At 58.0% G+C, this 16,957-nt stretch carries 13 protein-coding genes; 2 read left to right on the top strand and 11 right to left on the bottom strand.

Annotated features, from left to right (window positions below; all coding sequences use genetic code 11):
• Nucleotides 1-11: 11 nt before the first annotated feature.
• The 8 genes from ACS3WA_RS11415 to ACS3WA_RS11380 form a co-directional block, all read right to left on the bottom strand.
• The gene (locus tag ACS3WA_RS11415; protein ID WP_438278635.1) at nt 12-1,139 is read right to left on the bottom strand and encodes a hypothetical protein; all 1,128 of its coding nucleotides are present in this window, start codon (nt 1,137-1,139) and stop codon (nt 12-14) included.
• A 116-nt stretch (nt 1,140-1,255) separates the two neighbouring features.
• The gene (locus ACS3WA_RS11410; protein WP_438278634.1) at nt 1,256-2,179 is read right to left on the bottom strand and encodes a glycosyltransferase family 2 protein; all 924 of its coding nucleotides are present in this window, start codon (nt 2,177-2,179) and stop codon (nt 1,256-1,258) included.
• A 14-nt stretch (nt 2,180-2,193) separates the two neighbouring features.
• Nucleotides 2,194-4,398, bottom strand: coding sequence for a glycoside hydrolase family 99-like domain-containing protein (locus ACS3WA_RS11405; RefSeq protein ID WP_438278633.1), 2,205 nt, complete (start codon nt 4,396-4,398; stop codon nt 2,194-2,196).
• 273 nt (nt 4,399-4,671) lie between these two features.
• Nucleotides 4,672-6,714: a tetratricopeptide repeat protein gene (locus ACS3WA_RS11400; protein ID WP_438278632.1), complete on the bottom strand. Its 2,043-nt coding sequence runs from the start codon at nt 6,712-6,714 to the stop codon at nt 4,672-4,674.
• On the bottom strand, nt 6,714-8,063 hold the full coding sequence (locus tag ACS3WA_RS11395) for an HlyD family type I secretion periplasmic adaptor subunit (RefSeq protein WP_438278631.1): 1,350 nt from the start codon (nt 8,061-8,063) through the stop codon (nt 6,714-6,716). The genes ACS3WA_RS11400 and ACS3WA_RS11395 overlap by 1 nt, the downstream gene beginning before the upstream one ends.
• Nucleotides 8,053-10,287 carry a peptidase domain-containing ABC transporter gene (locus ACS3WA_RS11390; RefSeq protein ID WP_438278630.1) on the bottom strand — a complete coding sequence of 745 codons (2,235 nt, stop codon included), beginning with the start codon at nt 10,285-10,287 and terminating at the stop codon, nt 8,053-8,055. The genes ACS3WA_RS11395 and ACS3WA_RS11390 overlap by 11 nt, the downstream gene beginning before the upstream one ends.
• Before the next feature lie 179 nt (nt 10,288-10,466).
• Entirely contained in the window at nt 10,467-11,096 is a 630-nt protein-coding gene (locus ACS3WA_RS11385; RefSeq protein ID WP_438278699.1) for a class I SAM-dependent methyltransferase, read from the bottom strand.
• Nucleotides 11,097-11,314: 218 nt separating this feature from the next.
• Entirely contained in the window at nt 11,315-12,373 is a 1,059-nt protein-coding gene (locus tag ACS3WA_RS11380) for a calcium-binding protein (protein WP_438278629.1), read from the bottom strand.
• 512 nt (nt 12,374-12,885) lie between these two features.
• On the opposite strand from ACS3WA_RS11380, the gene ACS3WA_RS11375 reads away from it, so the two are divergent.
• Nucleotides 12,886-13,527, top strand: coding sequence for an AAA family ATPase (locus tag ACS3WA_RS11375; RefSeq protein ID WP_438275288.1), 642 nt, complete (start codon nt 12,886-12,888; stop codon nt 13,525-13,527).
• Between the two features lie 30 nt (nt 13,528-13,557).
• Here ACS3WA_RS11375 and ACS3WA_RS11370 read toward each other — a convergent pair whose 3' ends face one another.
• The 3 genes from ACS3WA_RS11370 to ACS3WA_RS11360 all read right to left on the bottom strand — a co-directional run bounded on the left by ACS3WA_RS11370 (nt 13,558) and on the right by ACS3WA_RS11360 (nt 15,675).
• A complete protein-coding gene (locus ACS3WA_RS11370) occupies nt 13,558-13,959 on the bottom strand; it encodes a transposase (RefSeq protein ID WP_438278628.1) in 402 nt (133 codons plus the stop codon).
• Between the two features lie 703 nt (nt 13,960-14,662).
• Nucleotides 14,663-14,926 carry a hypothetical protein gene (locus ACS3WA_RS11365; protein ID WP_438278627.1) on the bottom strand — a complete coding sequence of 88 codons (264 nt, stop codon included), beginning with the start codon at nt 14,924-14,926 and terminating at the stop codon, nt 14,663-14,665.
• 53 nt (nt 14,927-14,979) lie between these two features.
• Entirely contained in the window at nt 14,980-15,675 is a 696-nt protein-coding gene (locus ACS3WA_RS11360) for a helix-turn-helix domain-containing protein (RefSeq protein WP_438278626.1), read from the bottom strand.
• Between the two features lie 239 nt (nt 15,676-15,914).
• On the opposite strand from ACS3WA_RS11360, the gene ACS3WA_RS11355 reads away from it, so the two are divergent.
• Nucleotides 15,915-16,952 carry a zinc-dependent alcohol dehydrogenase family protein gene (locus ACS3WA_RS11355; protein ID WP_438278625.1) on the top strand — a complete coding sequence of 346 codons (1,038 nt, stop codon included), beginning with the start codon at nt 15,915-15,917 and terminating at the stop codon, nt 16,950-16,952.
• Nucleotides 16,953-16,957: the final 5 nt, after the last annotated feature.

The raw sequence follows: 16,957 nt of genomic DNA, 5'->3' as shown, positions 1-16,957 counted from the left end.
CAACAAGGCGTCTATTTACTCCGGGACGACAACGCTGATTTCAACGCGTCAAGACGTCTCCGGCCCTCGCCTTTTGTCGGAGCAATCCACCCTCCCTCGGTATATTCATTCCACGCATAAATCAGTATAGAGGGGAAGCTGGCATTTGACTCTGACGCAATGTCACACGCGTCCCTCACAAGACTTTTTATTTCTTGATCGGAAGGAGCATCGCAGTAGTCGCCCGCTACATTTCGACCTTTCGCCAGATTTGGTTCATCCAGGTTGGGCCGATAATCCCACCCCAGGGAAACGGGAGGGATAAACGGAATTGAGATCGATCTTGCCGTCTCCCAATATCGACGGCTGCCATTCGCGCAATTGGAAAATGGCAGCTCATGCCCCGGCGGCGTTTTCTGCGATCCACGCGGATTTCCATAGGATGTGGCCGCATCAAAGCCGAACATCGATATGAGCGTTCGCGCATCGGTCGGACTGAACGTGACCACAACGCGATACGGACTTTTCAAATTGCGTTCAGCACATTTCGACTTGAGGCGGGAAAAATACTCCTCGATCCGATCTCTATGAGGCATGTTCGGGCGAAATTCGTTATGGTTCTGCATCAATATATATATTACCGGCCTTCCACTTTGAGTCCTTAGGTAGTTCCTGGAGGCAAATGCGGCGACGTGTTCGTCAACGACGTTTGAGCGGTATTTGGGATTGTTGAACATCGCAAAGCGGGCGTCGAATATCAAAGAATATCTGAGCTTGGTATCCAGTTTCTGGAAAGACCTTAGCGCCTGTCCCATTCCTTGCCAGTTCTGACTAAAATTCCCAGACCCATCTTCCGGAAAGTAATAGTTGAAGGCAAAGTAAGTTATGCCACTGTCCAGGGCTTCCTTGGCCTCTGCAGCAAGAGTCTTTGGATCACTTCCGCAGATGCATATGTCCTTGCCATTTCCCTTCGTGAAATCGGGCAGGCGCCCTTGCCAACGAGGCTCCGCCAGTACTTTCGAATACGGACTCCCGGGAAACCATGCGTCCCAACGAATGATCCCGATCTCTACAACCTGCCTCTGAGCCGATCTCGCGCGAACAGGCAGCATGGCGACGGCGCTTGATATAAGAAATTCCCGTCGTGAAAACACTTTCATAGCGTGGCACTCCGCAATTTAGTGTTTTGACCGAGCAGACCGGAAGATCCGGCATTCTGGAAGGAAGAGACGCTCCGCATAATCCTTTGCGCCGTCTTAAACCGGCCACGCCGGGATTATCGCCAGGCGAGCGGCATGGTCCATTCGTTCCAGTCCGCGGTTCGATGGTCGGGCTGATAGGGCGCGTACAATTGCTTCACCCAATAATTGAAGTTCGGATGGAGCTTGATGAACTTGTAGAATGCCTCGCCGAAGTTTATCGGACTGAGACAGGCTCTATTGATCGGTCGTCGGGCTATCGCATTGACGCAGTACGACGACATGCAGGCCCTGGTCTCGCTTTCGGCGACATTGCTCAGACTTCGGAAGCTGTTCGACGAATGGAGCCGATACATATAGCGGTCGGATTCCACATATCTGGGCTCGACAACGGTAACGGCGCGCAGCGCAAACTCCCAGTCGTGACAGTACTTCAGGTCGGACATCAGTCCGACCTTCCTCAGCAACTCCCGGCTCAATACGAAATTTCCGGTTGAGGCGGCGATCTGCGAATCCAGAAACGCCCAGGAGAGCGGGGAGCCGGTTATCCGGGCCCGGTCGATGGCGTAGCGAAGGCTCGTCGGAAATTGATGGGTCGTTATCCGCTTGCCACGCTCATCGATCGGTTCAACGGCGGAAAAGCCGAAGAAATACTTCTCGTTATCGTACTGACTGGCGAATATCCGGATGCGATCCTTTGAAAAGACGTCGTCGGAATTCAGAAAGAAGATCATGTCGCCCTTCGCAAGCGACAACGCCCTGTTCCAGGTGCAGTGCGCGCCGAGGTTGAGAGGATTTCTCAGAAGCGAGCAGGACACAAAGCGCTTGGCGAAGGATTTCTTTTTGAATATCCGCTGCGCGATTTCAAAGCTTCTATCGGGCGAATGATCGTCGACGGCAATGATCTCGATGTCCGGGAACGTCTGCCGATAAACGGTCTCCAGACATTCTTCGATGTAGGCTTCGTGCTTGTAGCAAGCGACGACGACGCTGGCCAGCATATGGGTCCCTCAACTCAACGTCGAACGATGATCGAATGATTGGACCTGACGAGCGCGCGGTCCCCCTCGCCCACTTCCAGAACAGCGATCTGGTATTCGCCGTCGGGTATGTCGCGGACGAAAAAGGCGAGCTGGAAACCGAAATAACAATCCCGGCTTTTCACCTGCATATAGTCCTTGACGTCCAAGCGTTCGTGCCAGTCCACCACCAGACAGTAACCGCTATGATCCTGCTTTTCAGCATCGGCGGAGAGGAGGAGCAGAAACGATATTCTGTGCTTCGTCGCCTCGAATGTGCCGCCCGCCCATACCCAGCCGCGCACGAGGACCGTCGATCGTGGGTCGACCACCACCCGCTCGCTGATTTGGGAATTGATGTTCTCGATAACGAGCAACGATTCCGGCGGGTTCTCGGACGCGCCTCGAGCCTCCACGGGAATGCCGCTGCGTATGTGCTGCAATCCCGAATAGATCATCTCCGACCGATGAAGGGTAGCGAGCAGTTGAACGTGAGTGGCCGCCTCTTTCACCGCTACCTCGAGCTCTTGCCGGCTCAGGCAATCCAGCAGATCCGGATTTGAACGAACCTGGGTCGAGATCGGTTCAGAGGATGAAACTCGTCTCACCGCCTCCAGAAATGCTCGCCCGTAACGCGAGTCCGGTTCCAGATGAGCTCCCTCGGCCCACTCGTTCCAGGAATTGATGAAGACGATCGGCTCGGCAAATTGGCCTCTCCTTGCCCGGCCGGCGGCATCCCGCAGCCATACTTCGAACGCCTCCGGACTCGACCTGTTGAAGATATGCGCGCGCGAACCCTTGCGGGGCGTGTTGTCCCAGCGCGGCATGACGGCCGGGAAATAGGGAAAATCGTACGTCTTGCCCAACGATGAGCGCACAGCGTCGACATAGTCGTAAACCTTTCCCGTAAAGCTCGGCGGGGCGCCCAGTTCCGGCAGCGGCTGCTCCATCGTCGAAACGGTATGCGGCGGAAACTCCACCGCCGCATCACAGTTGAGGTCGCGCGGGTCGAACTCTCCGAACGTCATGGCGTTGCAGATCAGAATCTCTCCGATTCCCAATTCCTTTGCTCTCTCACGCCAGATCTCGAACAGACGCTGCCTGTCCGGCAAGAGCGAGGGGCGATAAATGAGGATGATCTTGCGGCCGTCCACCGTAATGTAACGTTCATCAAGCAGGAGCTTCGCCATATCGTCGATAAAGCGAACATCGTCATCCAGCGAATGATTTTGTCCGAGGAGAACCTCGGCATCCGAGCCGTCCCAACGGCGCGACCAGTTCTCGTTCGCCCAGCATATGCAGAATGGCAGATCTGGTTCTCCATCCTCCAGAAGGAGCTCCAGCGGTCTTTCGAGAAGTCTGCGCCCCTGAAACCAGTAAACGTAATAGCAAAAACCATGGATACCGTAGCGGCGCGCCAATTCGGCTTGTTGCCGGCGGGTCTCCTTCAATCTTACGTCATAGAAGCCGAGGTCCGCCGGCAGCCAGGGAGATTGATGCGTCGGAAACTGAGGACGCATGCGCGCGATATTTGTCCATTCGGAAAAGCCGGGGCCCCACCATCGGTCGTTCTCCGCGAACGAGTGGAATTGCGGGAGATAGAAACAGACATGCCGCACCTGTTTCCCGGCAGGATCCGGCGCTCCCGGAACCGTCTTGTTGTTGTTCGGTATCAGCAGATCAGAGCAGTCGTCACTCGAGAATCCCAGCGCGACGACCAGTTCGTCGGGCGCGATGTTGTCAAACAGCGGGATCTCGAAAAATTCGCCGTCGTCCAGGCTGACGCGAAGATAAATCTGCGGCTGACTTCGCTCCACCAGAGTGTGTCTGAGCGCGCGCGCCAAACGTCGACGCGCACCCACGGTCGCCAAATCGATCCGGAAGCCGGGCCGGCCGATTGTTTTTTTCGAACCGATCGCAGCGGGAGCCGCGCGATCGGTCTTGGTCTCTTCGATCGCATGGGATCCGACAAAGAGAGAAAGAGAGACAGATGCCGTGAGCGATCTGGCATCGACGATCCAGCCCGAAATTTCCCGGCCGGAATATTCAAGTATCGCGCCACGCAGACGTGCGCCCGACTCCAGATCGCTCAGGTCCGGATCAAGGAATACGCTTTGAAGGTTTTCTTCTTGCGAAATAGGATTGGCGACGGGCCGCATGCCCTTCGCATTCCTGACATCGCGCTCCGCAATCTTATTCATCATACTCCGATCCCCTGCCCTCGGACCCACCAGATCACAATGATTTTCAGATCGAAACGATCCAAATTCATCGACGTGATCGATTTCAATATTTTAAGAAGCGGGACGCAGGAGGAAAATCGCTGCACGCTTTTCCTTCATCCGCTCTAGCTCAGCTTCCCATCGGTTACCGGTTCGAAGACGATCCACTCGCATCTCGCAAGTGAGATCCTCGTTCTCGGCAATAAACACAATGCTGCACCAAACTTCAGCAATCCGGACGCCGAGCGACGCTCAACTATCGACCAGCGTCACGCCGATCGCGTTTAGACGACGCACGGCTACTTCGTGGTTTTTACGCGCTGCCTGCTGGTACCAGTGCGCCGCCGCATCGCGGTCTTGCGCAACGCCGCTTCCCGACATCAACGCATCGCCGAGCGCAACCTGCGCTTCCGCCATGTCCTGCTCGGCCGCCTTCTTGAACCATTCGGCCGCCTTTTCGGGATTTGCCTCGCATCCCTGCCCTTTTCCAAGCATTACCGCGAAATTGAATTGGGCAACCTTGTGTCCCTGGCGCGCCGCCATTTCGTACCAGCTCGCGCCGTGGACCACATCCTGGGCCACGCCCGCACCGGTGCAATACATCACCGCGAGATGAAACTGCGCGCCAGCATGGCCGGCCTGCGCGGCTTTGGTCATCCACGCCGCGGCGGCCTTCGCATCGCTCATGGCACTCTCCTGATCGAGATACAGTAGCGCCAATGTGTATTGAGCATCGACATGACCGGCGCCGGCAGCGCGGGTGAACCACGAAACGGCAGCTTCGGCATTCGCGGCGCCCCCGAACCTGCCCATTTCCAAAACGCCGAGTTGAAATGCAGCCGGCGCATGACCGGCTTCAGCCGCCTCGCTCAACAGCGCGCGCACCTGTTCAAGCCGTTCGGTCGGTCCGTCTTCCTGATGGAGCAGGAAAAGCGCATAGGACAGCTTGGCGTCCGGGTCTCCGCCCGCAGCCGCCTTGCTGAGCCACTCTCCCGCGCGCTTGTGATCGCGCGGCACTCCGTTGCCCGCCGAATACAGCTTGCCGAGTTGCAACTGCGCGGCGCGGATGCCGCCTTCGGATGCGCGTTCGAACCACTCGATAGCCGCTTTCACGTTGCGTTCGACGCCGGAGCCGTTGAGATAGAAGATGGCGATGTTGAACGCGGCGGTCGCATGGCCATTGCCGGCCGCGCGCTCGAACCATTTCGCTGCCTGACGGATATTCGGACCGACGCCAGTGCCCGTCGCGTAGAAGCGACCCATGAAAAACTGCGCCTGCACGTCACCACGCTCGGCAGCCTTTTCATACCAGACGGCCGCTTCCCTCAAATCGGGCTCGGCGCCCGCGCCGTGCGAATAAAAATCGGCCAAAGCCTGAATTGCGGGAAAGTAGTCCTTGCGCGCCGCCTTGCGCAGCGCCGTTTCGGCCCGGTCGACATCCTTCGCGACACCATGACCTTTCAGACGCAACAGGCCGATATTGTAGAGCGCGATCGCATCATCATGTTTGGCCGCGTTATGGAACAGGCGAGCGGCTTCCGTCGGAGTCTCCGGCATACCCGTTCCTTTCAGGTTCATGAACGCAAGCGCAACCTGCGCTCTGACATGATCCCGTTCGGCCGCCTTGCGATACCAGACCGCCGCCTGTTCGAAATCGACGGGAACGCCCTTGCCTTGATAGAAGACGTCGCCCAGCGCGAATTCCGCGGCGGCGCAGTTCTGCTCCGCCGCGGCCAGATACCATCCGAGCGCCGCACCTAAATCCTTCTCGCAACCGAGTCCCTCGCAGTACATGTTGCCGAGGACGGTCTGTGCTTCTGCTTTGCCTCTTTCCGCGGCGGCCGACATCCAGCCGAAGGACGCCTCGACATCCCTTTCAACGATCGTTCCATACGGAAATACGAGATGATGGATGTCCGATGCTTTTTCGCCCAGCCGAACGGCGGAAGATCTGCGCCAGGTTTCGTGGCGATAGGGACCGAGCAGCGGCTTGTCTCCGTGCAGAAAGATCAGGCCGAGTTGAAACTGCGCTTCGACGTTGCCCAACTGAGCTGCCCATTCGTACCAGGCCACGGCATCCGGAACGCTCCTGACAACTCCCTCGCCTTTCACATAGAGCATCCCTATCCGGTAGCCCGCTTCGGCCTCGCCGGCCTCTGACGCCAGCTTCCAGCACTTGATCGCTTCCAGGTATTTACCGCGCTCATACGCAGCCACTCCCTGCTCAAAAGGACCAGGGCGTGACGCTGCGGATGCTGGACGAATCCAATCCAGAAGCGATTGCGGCGAAAGCATCATGGTTCACGCATAGCCTCGTGAATGCCCTTCAGCATTCCACCGAGCAGATACATCGCGACGGAACGCGTGCCGACATTGATATCCCCTTGAAGGGTCATGCCCGGAATCAGACGGAAATTGCTGGGCACGTCCTTGAAGTTGTAGGAGTCCACCGAGCAGCGCGCCTTGTAGTAGGTGTAGTCGAGCGGCTTACCGTCATCATCCGTCGTGAACGCGCCCTCGCTGATCCAGCGCACATTTCCGGCCGCAGTACCGTGCTCGGCTGCATTGAAGGCGTCGACCTTTATGGTGCAGGGATCGCCAGCCCGGATGAATCCGACATCGCGCGAGGAAATCCTGATTTCGGCTTCGAGCTTGGTGTCGATCGGCATAAGCGTGATGAAGGGATCTCCAGGCTTGAGCACCGAGCCGACCGAAAGCCTTGCCATCGTCAGCACCACCGAGGGTTCGGCCGCGGTCCAGCGCACCAGGTTCTGATGCTTGAGCGCCTTTTCGTAGGTCGCCCTCGCTTCGTCGAGCTTGTTGCGCGTCGTCACCAGGTCCTGGCTCAATTGCGCGAACCATTGCTGTTTGAAGGCGTCACGGTCGGCGATGACAGATCCCAGCGTATTCTGCGCCATGATCAGGCCATTGTGCGTATTCTCCAGTGTCCGCAGCAATTCGAGCCGGGCGTCCTGGGAGACGTACATGTTGAGCTGAGATCCCGTGCCGTGCTCCGCAAGCGTCGTGCGCATCTTCTCGATCTTTTCCAGAACATCGTCGCGCTGCCGATATCGGACATCGTCGCCGCGAAGCTTCTCGATCGTCGCCTGGGTCTCCTTGATCTTCGACTCGAAACTGTTGATCTGGGCGGTATATTGAGCCACGCGCTGTCCGTAGAGCGCCTTCTGCAGGGCGGCATATTTCTGGAAGTCCGGATCCGACTTGTCGGCAAATACGAGCGGCTTCTGGTTCAACTCGGCCTCGTCACGCGCCACCTGCGTCTCAAGGCTCGCCATCTGCAACTTCGCCTGCGTCAAGTCGGCGGAGGTGAAGGTCGCATCGAGCGTGGCGAGCAACTGCCCTGTGTGGACCTGCTCGCCCTCCCGCACGTTGATCGTCTTGATGATCGATGGATCCAGCGCCTGCAGGACATTGATATGACCGGCCGGCACGATATTGCCATTCAGGCTGGTGATGACGCGGTCGATCCGCGTCAGGCACAGAATTGCGACAATCGAAACAAGGAATGCGGAAAGCACGAACAGCGTGGCGCGCGCGGCGAGCGGCTCGGCCGCCTCCCGGATCGCGTCCGTCTCTGACTGGAATTGGCGAACGGTGGCGAGCGAAGCCTGGCTATGGGACAAGGGTCGGGCTCCGGAGTTTCGGCTTGTCGCTACGGACCGCGGGCACGAGATGGGTGTTCTGCTGATACCAGAGCGAACTGTAGATATCGTTCCGCTCCAGCAGTTCCGTGTGGCGCCCGATATCGTCGACCACACCCCGGTCGAGCACGAGGATGGCGTCCGCCGCGGTCAGCGACGACAACCGGTGAGAGATAATGATCAGCGTCCGGCCATTCGCTATCCGCGTAATGTTGCTGTTCACGATGGCCTCGCTGTCGGCGTCGAGCGCGCTCGTGGCCTCGTCAAGGATAAGAATCGGCGGATCGACGATCAGCGCTCGGGCGATCGCAAGACGCTGCCGCTGCCCTCCGGAGAGATTGGGCGATCCTTCATAGACACGGGTTTCATAACCGCGCGGCAGCTTGTCGATGAACTCCTCCGCGCCCGCCAGTCGCGCCGCCTTGACGACGTCATCGAAAGTGGCGTCCGGCACGGCTGCGCAGATGTTCTCGCGAATCGTCCCGCTGAAAAGAAAGTTTTCCTGCAGAACGATGCCGACGTTCCTGCGCAGATGATCCACATCGTATTCGCGGACGTCGATCCCGTCGATCTTGATCAGTCCGTCGTAGTCGGAATGCAATCGCTGCAGGAGGCGCGTGATCGTGGTCTTGCCGGAACCGCTCTTGCCCATCACGCCGAGCGTCGTTCCCCGGGTTACTTCAAAGGAAACGCCATTCAGCGTCGGCGAGACGGCACCCTTATACCTGAAGGTGACATTTGAAAATTCCACCCTGCCCTCGATCGGGGAGCGGACGCCATGTCCGGAACGCCCCTCCTCGGCAGGCTGGTTCACGAGGTTGCGGACGGTCGCGACCGCGCTGCGCGCTTCATCGTATTGATTGATCAACTGGGCCATCTGCATCAGCGGAGCCGACACCCGCTGCGACAGCATCAGGAATGCAAACAACGCCCCGATGAAAACAGGATCACTGTTCGTCAGCGCGAGATAGACGCCGAGCGCATAGGAACCGCTCACCGCAAGCCGCTCCAGCGGACGCACCACCGCCTGGATCGCGTTTCCCGTCATTCCCTCCGAGAACCGCGCCTTGGCGACACGCGCAACCAGCACGTCCCACAAATGGCGCTGCCGCGAATCGAGGGCCAGCGATTTCACCGTCCGGATGCCGTTGAGCGTTTGAACCAGAAACGCGCCCTGCTCGCCTTCCGCGACCAGGACCGCATGTGACGCCTTGCGATATGTCGGAAGCATCAGGATCAGCCATCCGACGATCAGCCCCGACAGCGCCAGGACAACCAGGGTCATGATCGGGCTGAAGAAAAACATGACGGGCAGGAAGAAAAACAGCGTCGTCGAATCCAGCAGCGTGCCGAACAACTGGCCCATCAGAAACGAGCGAATGCGAAACACTTCCCGGATATCGCGCGCGATGAGACCGACCGCAGTCTGCTCGAAATAGTCGATGGGAAGATTGAGGACCTTTTCGAAAACGTAGGTGGACAGCTTGACGTCAAGCCTGGTCGTCAGGTGATGAACAAGGATTTGCCTGAGGAACGCAAACATCGCTTCGAAGGCGATGATGACCAGCATCGCAAGGCAAAGCACGTAGAAGGTATTATAAGCGTGATAGAAGATTACCTTGTCCGACAGCAAACGCCAGAACATGATGGGCGCGAGGCCGAGGAATCCGAGAACCAGCGCGGCGACCGCCACGTCCCGGACGATGCGCCGCTCGCGAAATATCAATGCCGCAACGAGGCCGAAACTGAAGGGCTGGGATTCGTCTGATATATCGTAGTTGCGCTTGGCGAGAATGACGTCCCCGGACCAGATATCCTCGAAACGGGGCCGATCGATCACGAGCAGCGCGTCTTCCGCCGCGTTCGGGTCTCTCAGCGCGATGCGGGTATTGTTGGCGTCTCCATCGACGCGCAACAACACCATGAAGCTTCCGTTGCGCAGACCAACGATGGCCGGGAGCGCCTTTTTCAGATGAGAAAGTCCGTCCCAATCGAGTTGAACGTGCTTCGATCGCATGCCGGCCTTTTCGGCGCAGCGGACAAGCCGGCCGGGAAGCACCTCCTCGCCGCTGAGAAGGTTGTCCTTGATAAGCTGCGTCGAGGTGAGATGCAGCCCGTGCTGTCGTGCGACGATGACCAGACATTCGAGTCCGGACGGAAGCAACGGATCGATATCGGCATTCTCGGCGACGGATTGCGCGATCATGAAAGTCCGGTCTGTCTGTTATTGTCCACTCAGAGCGTATCATTCCGGATTGAATGATAACACGCCCATATCAATAACATTAGATACAATAAAAGTGACGGAAACACGAACATTTGGCGATTGGCGCCAGGGCGCTGGGATCGGCAATTCTCGATGGCCGGGCCGGCGACTTAACGGAACTAGGCTGTCACTTCTTCCTGAAAGTTAAAGCCGCTTTCTAACAATGTCTTCTTGATGGCCGCGTCATTCGCCTCGGGCATCAGCGCCAGGGCACAGACCTCAAAATTTTCCGTCGCCACCGAGATGGTGGGAAAGCCCGCCATCAACAGCAGATTGCCGAGCCGCTCGGCCGTAAATCCGGTGCGATGAGCCATATGCATGTGCCCTTCCTCGATCGCGCGGGAATGGCCGTAAAGCATGTCGAGGGGCCTGATGGGACCTGCCGGAGATTGATAGGCGACGGCCGCAATACCCTGCTCGACGATAAAATGAGCTACGGCTTCGAGATCCGGGGTCATCAGCAGGGCAAACCCATCGTCCTTCAGAATCCGATGGAACTGGCGCAGTGTGGGAAAAACATCGTGAGCATAGAGGTGTTCAAGAACGTGCGACGACCAGATCATGTCGAACGACTGCGGTTCGAAGGATTTCTCGAGTTCGAGGACCGAACCAACGACGTCGGGTTGGACGCCGGGATCGATGTCGAACCGCACCTCTTTCAACTCCTGCTCATGGATCATTCGAGCAATTCGTCGCGCCGGTCCAGGTCCGGAGCCCGCATTGAGCAAGTGCTTGATACCGGACAAGATCGGCTCCTAACATCCCGATTGGAGCTATCGGAAGGCGGGTTGAACGAGACGGCTCCGGGGCCGACTACCATCACCCTATCGATGTGGCCTCACAAAGGCATGATTGGCCACCAAAGCATTTCCGTATCCCTAACATCGAGTCTACAGAACCTCTCAAAAGCAAAAGCCCCGCCGGAAGAAGCGGGGCTTTCGCAAATGTTACGTCTTTAGCGGCCGAATTACGAAAGCTTCGGCAGGGTGACGATCTGGTCGCTGAAGTGAAGTTCTTCAACTCCGCTGACCGCAATCGTCTGGTGATCGCTGAAGTGGAGCGTGTAGGTGTTGGTGCTCGAATCGGGGTCAATCTTGGTTAGGTCGAAGATCGAGCGATCGGCGAAGTCGACAGTGTCTTTGCCGCCGCCGCCGAAGATCGTATCGTTGCCGTGGTGCGTCTGGATATGGAAGGTGTCATTGCCGGCACCGCCCTCCAGCGTCGAGTTGGCGCCATGAGCGCCGCCGTCACGTAGCCAGACCTGGTCGTTGCCGGCACCGCCCTGCATGACGTCGCCCTGCACGCCGACCAGCGTGTCGTTTCCAGCGCCGCCGAGAAGCGTGCTGTGCCCGCCCGTGTTGCCGCCGCCGCCTTGGAAATCATTGTCCGCACTGGCAAGCTGCGTATGACCGCCCGGACCGCCATGCGGGTGACCGTGACCGCCGTGGTGCGAGTGACCACCCGCGTTGGCATCGTGCGAATGACCGCCGCCGCCGCCGCCTGACGCCAGCGCCCCCGACACGAGATAGTCGTTGCCGGCGCCGCCATCCAGCGTATCGGTACCGGTGCCCCCGAATATGCTGTCATTGCCGGCGCCACCGAACAGCGAACTGTCACCGTGACCTCCACGGATCACGTCGTTGCCGCTACCGCCATAGACGGTGTCGTTGCCGCTGTCGTGCAGATTGATGGTGTCGGACCCTCTGCCGGCCGCGACGAATATGTCGTTGTCACCGCCGGTCACATTCAGTCGGGCGCTGTGATCGTCCAGAACGATCGCCTTCAGGTTGGGATTAGTCTGGACGTTCGCCGACTGCGACACGTCCAGAATCTGAACGATCGGCGGAACCGGTCCGCCGTGAAATGGTCCGGACTCCAACCATCCCCTTGTGCCATCCTCAGTCTGATGGAAGACGCCGCTTTGTTCGAGCGAGTCGATCAGCGCTGATCTTACGCCCGCCTCGATATTTCCGTTATGCTGGACGAAATGATCCAGCTCGGTCTTCGTCAGGTAGGAAATGGCCATGGCACCCTCTGACTGGATTCCCAAGATCTATAGCGAAGCAGATACCCCGGTCGACGCCAATCGACGCTAATATGCTGCGGCTTGAAGGTGCTGTATGCTTGAACCAGGAAGTGATCCGTGCTGAATGCACCATCACATTATGTGTTATGATGCACCGCGATATTTGTTATGTTAGTTGCGTGAGACTGCCTGAGTCAAGGGGTCAAATTCACGGGCTGTTAACATACATTTTACTCTTATCATCCGGTACAGACGGTCCCGACAGCCTCCAAGGTCGCTTTAAGGCCGCTTTACAAAGGATATCGCCCGCGTTTTTGCCCGGTTCGTTCCCGTTCCGGAACTGTCATTCGCAATTCGCCGTTGAGATATGCGTGAGAAGACGGACCGCGAGCCGATTTCATACCGTCGTCGATTGTGATTGTCGGTTAATGAATGGTAATGCCGGCGAACTTTATTGACAAAGAAATGTGAGATTTCGTTATTGTGGCGCCGATATGAGCTTTTCCGGACCGATGCGGAGGATTATCACGGTTACCCAGCGCAAAGGCGGTGTCGGCAAAACCACGATTGCGGTCTGCGCCGCTGCCGCCCTCGCGCGCCGCGGGCATCAGGTCGCGCTGGTCGACAGCGATCCTCAACGCTCCGCTTCGCAATGGGCTGAGCCGGGCAATCTTGAATTCCCCGTCTATGAAATGGCTTTGGAGCAAACGTCCGTGTCCGCCTGGGCCCAGGAGGTACGCAGCATTCAAGCCGGCGTCGTGGTCATCGATACGGCTCCCAATGCGCGCGAGATGGGCGCCTCGATCGCACTGGCCAATCTGATCCTGGTGCCCTGCACGCCGTCAGGTCTCGATCTCGACGCGACGCTGCAGACCCTTGCGATCATCGACGCCGCGCGGAAACACCGGCGAGATCGAATCAAGGTGATCCTCGTGCCCAACAGACTCGACCGCCGCACGCTTGAGGGACGGCAACTGATCGATGAATTGAGCGGATTCGGCGAGATCGTCGCGCCGTCGATCGCCGCCCGCGCCGCCTTCGTCCGCTGCTTCACCAACGGTCAGTCGGTCACAAGCTTCATGCCGGGAGATGCGGCCGACCAGGAAATTCAGCAGCTCGCGGATACGATCGAACGGGCAGAGCGGGAGGAATAGAGCAAACCCGACCGCTTCGGCTTGATGAAGTTACCTGGAATCAGCGGGACCAAGCAAAGTCTGGATGACGTTCTGCGTGCCTGATGGGCGGGACGAGGCGGTCACCGCGGTTTCCTCCAGCCTCATTTTCTCAAGCAAGAGATCCGTCACTATCTTTCGAAGCCGTTGGTTCTCGAGCTTGAGCTCCTCCAGCACATGGCGCATCTCGTCCACTGCCGGCGAACCGGCGAGCGCCCTGCGGTCGTGGTCATCGGCGTGATTCTGCGAAATGGCCGATTCCGGCCTGGGCAAGGGAAGCTTCCGCCACCGGTGCAGCGTCATCACGCTCACGCCGAGCGCCTTGCAAACGTCCACCTGGGAATTGCCGGCGCGAGCCAGTTCGTCGGCCCGGGCCAGCTTCAAAAGAATTTCCTCGTGCGAATGCTTCTTCATCTTACCGTCCAAATGCGCTCGGTTCGCCGTCCATTAACGACTCGCCTAAGCCGACGCCAGAACCAATGTAAATATTGTTGGAAATAACGCCACAACAGAAATTATTGGCAATTCAGCGCTGCCGCAGTGTCGATCATCATCCGGTATTCGCGCAAGTTAGCCTTTGGTGTTAGTTGCAATGCAACGTAAATTTGCAGACAACCACTTGCCAACGCTCGGCGCCGTCCGATCAACGGATGGCTTAACATCGGCCGCGTCACCATCGTCGCCATTATTATACAACGAACACATAAATACTACTTTTTAACAAAATATCACATCTAATCGAGTTATGGGTCACTAAACCGGTCCCGATCCGGTTTTTCAACATCGCATTGGAGGATTTGCACGCTTTCAAATCCGCAACATGCGTTTGACGGACCGGCGGCTACTCGGCCCGACGCGCTGTTCGGCCCATTTCCGCGGCCCCGGTGCCCCAGCAGCGACTGAGAGCCGATTCGCGATCGTTTGTTCATCATGCGACCGCCGGGCGAGGATATTGCGAAGCTCGGGAGCCGAACCCGGTCAGACAGTAATTTTTTACCTTATTTTTTAACTTTGACTTGCGGCCATCAACGAGCTTGCCGCGTGCTCGTCGGCTCCATGATGGCAATGGGCTCCCGCAGCGCCAGGCCACGCAACGACACATGGCCAGCGTCAGACGCTAAAAATTTGACATTCCGGCAGCATCCAATGCGCCAAGGGCACAAGGACGAGACGGATACGCGTATCCATAAGGTTCGGCTGGCAGATACGTCACCTCGGCACAGTCGACGTTCAGTCGCTCATGGCGGATTTTCTGCTCCGCCAGAATCAGCGCGTGGGAGGGATCATCTGATTGAACATCGATCTGCCGCTGAAGACACTTGAAATTATGCCCGTTCGAATTCAGCAGGTTCTTGTAGAAAGAGACGCGATAGTCGTTCATGGGAAACTCCTCGTCTTTTGGGGATGGAGCGGGTGAACCGCGGCTCGGTGCCCTCAGGCCTCCATGGCGGATAGCCGCCGCCGGTTACGCAACGCGATCTGGCGAGCGCTGGAGAAAATCAGGATGCCATCATCGCTGAGTTGCGAGAGCGCCCGCGAGACGGTCTCCAGCGTCAGACCGAGATAATCGCCAATATCGCGACGACACATCGGGAGCGCCATCATGCCGGCCTTGGCGAGCCGGCGATCCATTTCCAGAAGGAAAGTGGCCACGCGCTCCATCGCAGTCTTGCGGCCAAGAAGCAGCATATGATCTTCGGCATGCCGGAGATCCCTTGCCGTCAACGTCCAGAGATTACGGGCAACCTGGGCATTCGATGCTGCGGCCTTCTCGAGGCTGCGGCGAGACACGAGGCGGACGGTGGTATCGACGATCGCTTCGGCGGTGAGGCGGTGCTCGGAGCCGGGGTCGAGACCAAAAACATCGCCCGGCAGGTGGAACGCGCCGATCTGCCTTCGCCCGTCGCTTAGGAGTTTATAGGTACGAACTGCACCGCAGATAATCTGGTAAAGGTATTCTGACGGCTCGCCCTCACCGTAAATTTCTTCCTCTTTTTTGTAGGAAAATTCGCTCGCGACCACTCCCGAGCAACGAGCTATGGCGCTGAATTGGTCGGCCGATTCAGTCGCCACGACATGCGAGATGTTGAGAGCCTGGGCAGTCGGGGAAGCGATTGTCTGGGTATGCATGTCACCATCTCCTTGGTGCGGATGGTTTGGTTTACCCGAGACGTGTGCGCCGGAATATTTCGGTCGATATCCTAAGGGCAGCCTCCTAGGGGCTTCTACGGAGGTGCTTGGAACTCCGGCGCGGGACTAACCGCCAAAGCCGGCCCGAATAGAAGATCAGCCTTGATCGAAATCAACGCGCGGCGTGGTGGACCGGCTCTTATCGAACGAACAGGCAACTATCGAATCGGAACATTTCCATGAAAGCGCTTGTCTACCATGGACCCGGGCACAAAACGCTCGAAGATCGTCCCAAGCCGGAAATCCAATCTGCGGGAGACGCCATCGTCAAGATGGTGAAGACGACAATCTGCGGCACGGACCTGCATATATTGAAAGGTGACGTGCCAACCTGCGCGCCCGGCCGCATCCTCGGGCACGAAGGTGTCGGGATCATCGATGCAGTGGGCGCCGGCGTCACGACCTTCAAACCGGGAGACCATGTCCTGGTTTCCTGCATTTCCTCCTGCGGCAAATGCGAATACTGTCGCCGAGGTCTCTACTCCCATTGCACCACCGGCGGCTGGATCCTTGGCAACGAGATCGATGGGACACAAGCGGAATATGTTCGGACCCCGCATGCCGACACCAGCCTTTATCACATTCCGGCTGATGCCGACGAAGAAGCGCTTGTCATGTTGAGCGATATTCTGCCGACCGGCTTCGAATGCGGCGTTCTGAACGGCAAGGTGGCGCCCGGGTCAACCGTCGCAATCGTCGGCTCCGGGCCGATCGGTCTGGCCGCCTTGCTGACAGCGGAGTTCTATTCTCCCGCCGAACTCATCATGATCGATCTCGACACCAAACGTCTCGAGGTCGCCAAGATATTCGGGGCGACACATACCATCAACAGCGCGAGTGAAACGGCTGCCGACGAAGTGAAAGCATTGACCGGCGGCAAAGGCGTGGATACGGCGATCGAAGCCGTCGGCGTTCCTGCCACCTTTGTGCTGTGCCAGGATATCGTCGCTCCCGGCGGCATTATCGCCAACATCGGCGTGCACGGCAGCAAGGTCGACTTGCATCTCGAGCGATTATGGTCGCACAACATCTCAATCACGACCCGACTGGTCGACACGGTCACGACCCCGATGCTTCTCAAGACCGTCCGATCGAATAAGGTCAATCCCGCCCGGTTGATTACCCATCGCTTCTCCCTCGACCAGATTCTGGAAGCCTACGATACATTCGGCCGTGCCGCCGATACCGGCGCGCTGAAAGTGATCATCACGGCTTAGAGCTT

This window comes from Nitrobacter sp. (genome assembly GCF_051535235.1).
In the GTDB taxonomy this organism is placed as follows: domain Bacteria; phylum Pseudomonadota; class Alphaproteobacteria; order Rhizobiales; family Xanthobacteraceae; genus Nitrobacter.
Note: the sequence above shows the minus strand (reverse complement) of the source record. Positions and strands in the feature narration are given on the sequence as shown.

What these genes read in the sequence shown, in the direction of transcription:
- ACS3WA_RS11415 (WP_438278635.1), bottom strand. Translation starts at nt 1,139, where the DNA reads ATGAAAGTGTTTTCACGACGGGAATTTCTTATATCAAGCGCCGTCGCC.
- ACS3WA_RS11410 (WP_438278634.1), bottom strand. Translation starts at nt 2,179, where the DNA reads ATGCTGGCCAGCGTCGTCGTCGCTTGCTACAAGCACGAAGCCTACATC.
- ACS3WA_RS11405 (WP_438278633.1), bottom strand. Translation starts at nt 4,398, where the DNA reads ATGAATAAGATTGCGGAGCGCGATGTCAGGAATGCGAAGGGCATGCGG.
- ACS3WA_RS11400 (WP_438278632.1), bottom strand. Translation starts at nt 6,714, where the DNA reads ATGCTTTCGCCGCAATCGCTTCTGGATTGGATTCGTCCAGCATCCGCA.
- ACS3WA_RS11390 (WP_438278630.1), bottom strand. Translation starts at nt 10,287, where the DNA reads ATGATCGCGCAATCCGTCGCCGAGAATGCCGATATCGATCCGTTGCTT.
- ACS3WA_RS11380 (WP_438278629.1), bottom strand. Translation starts at nt 12,373, where the DNA reads ATGGCCATTTCCTACCTGACGAAGACCGAGCTGGATCATTTCGTCCAG.
- ACS3WA_RS11375 (WP_438275288.1), top strand. Translation starts at nt 12,886, where the DNA reads ATGCGGAGGATTATCACGGTTACCCAGCGCAAAGGCGGTGTCGGCAAA.
- ACS3WA_RS11370 (WP_438278628.1), bottom strand. Translation starts at nt 13,959, where the DNA reads ATGAAGAAGCATTCGCACGAGGAAATTCTTTTGAAGCTGGCCCGGGCC.
- ACS3WA_RS11365 (WP_438278627.1), bottom strand. Translation starts at nt 14,926, where the DNA reads ATGAACGACTATCGCGTCTCTTTCTACAAGAACCTGCTGAATTCGAAC.
- ACS3WA_RS11360 (WP_438278626.1), bottom strand. Translation starts at nt 15,675, where the DNA reads ATGCATACCCAGACAATCGCTTCCCCGACTGCCCAGGCTCTCAACATC.
- ACS3WA_RS11355 (WP_438278625.1), top strand. Translation starts at nt 15,915, where the DNA reads ATGAAAGCGCTTGTCTACCATGGACCCGGGCACAAAACGCTCGAAGAT.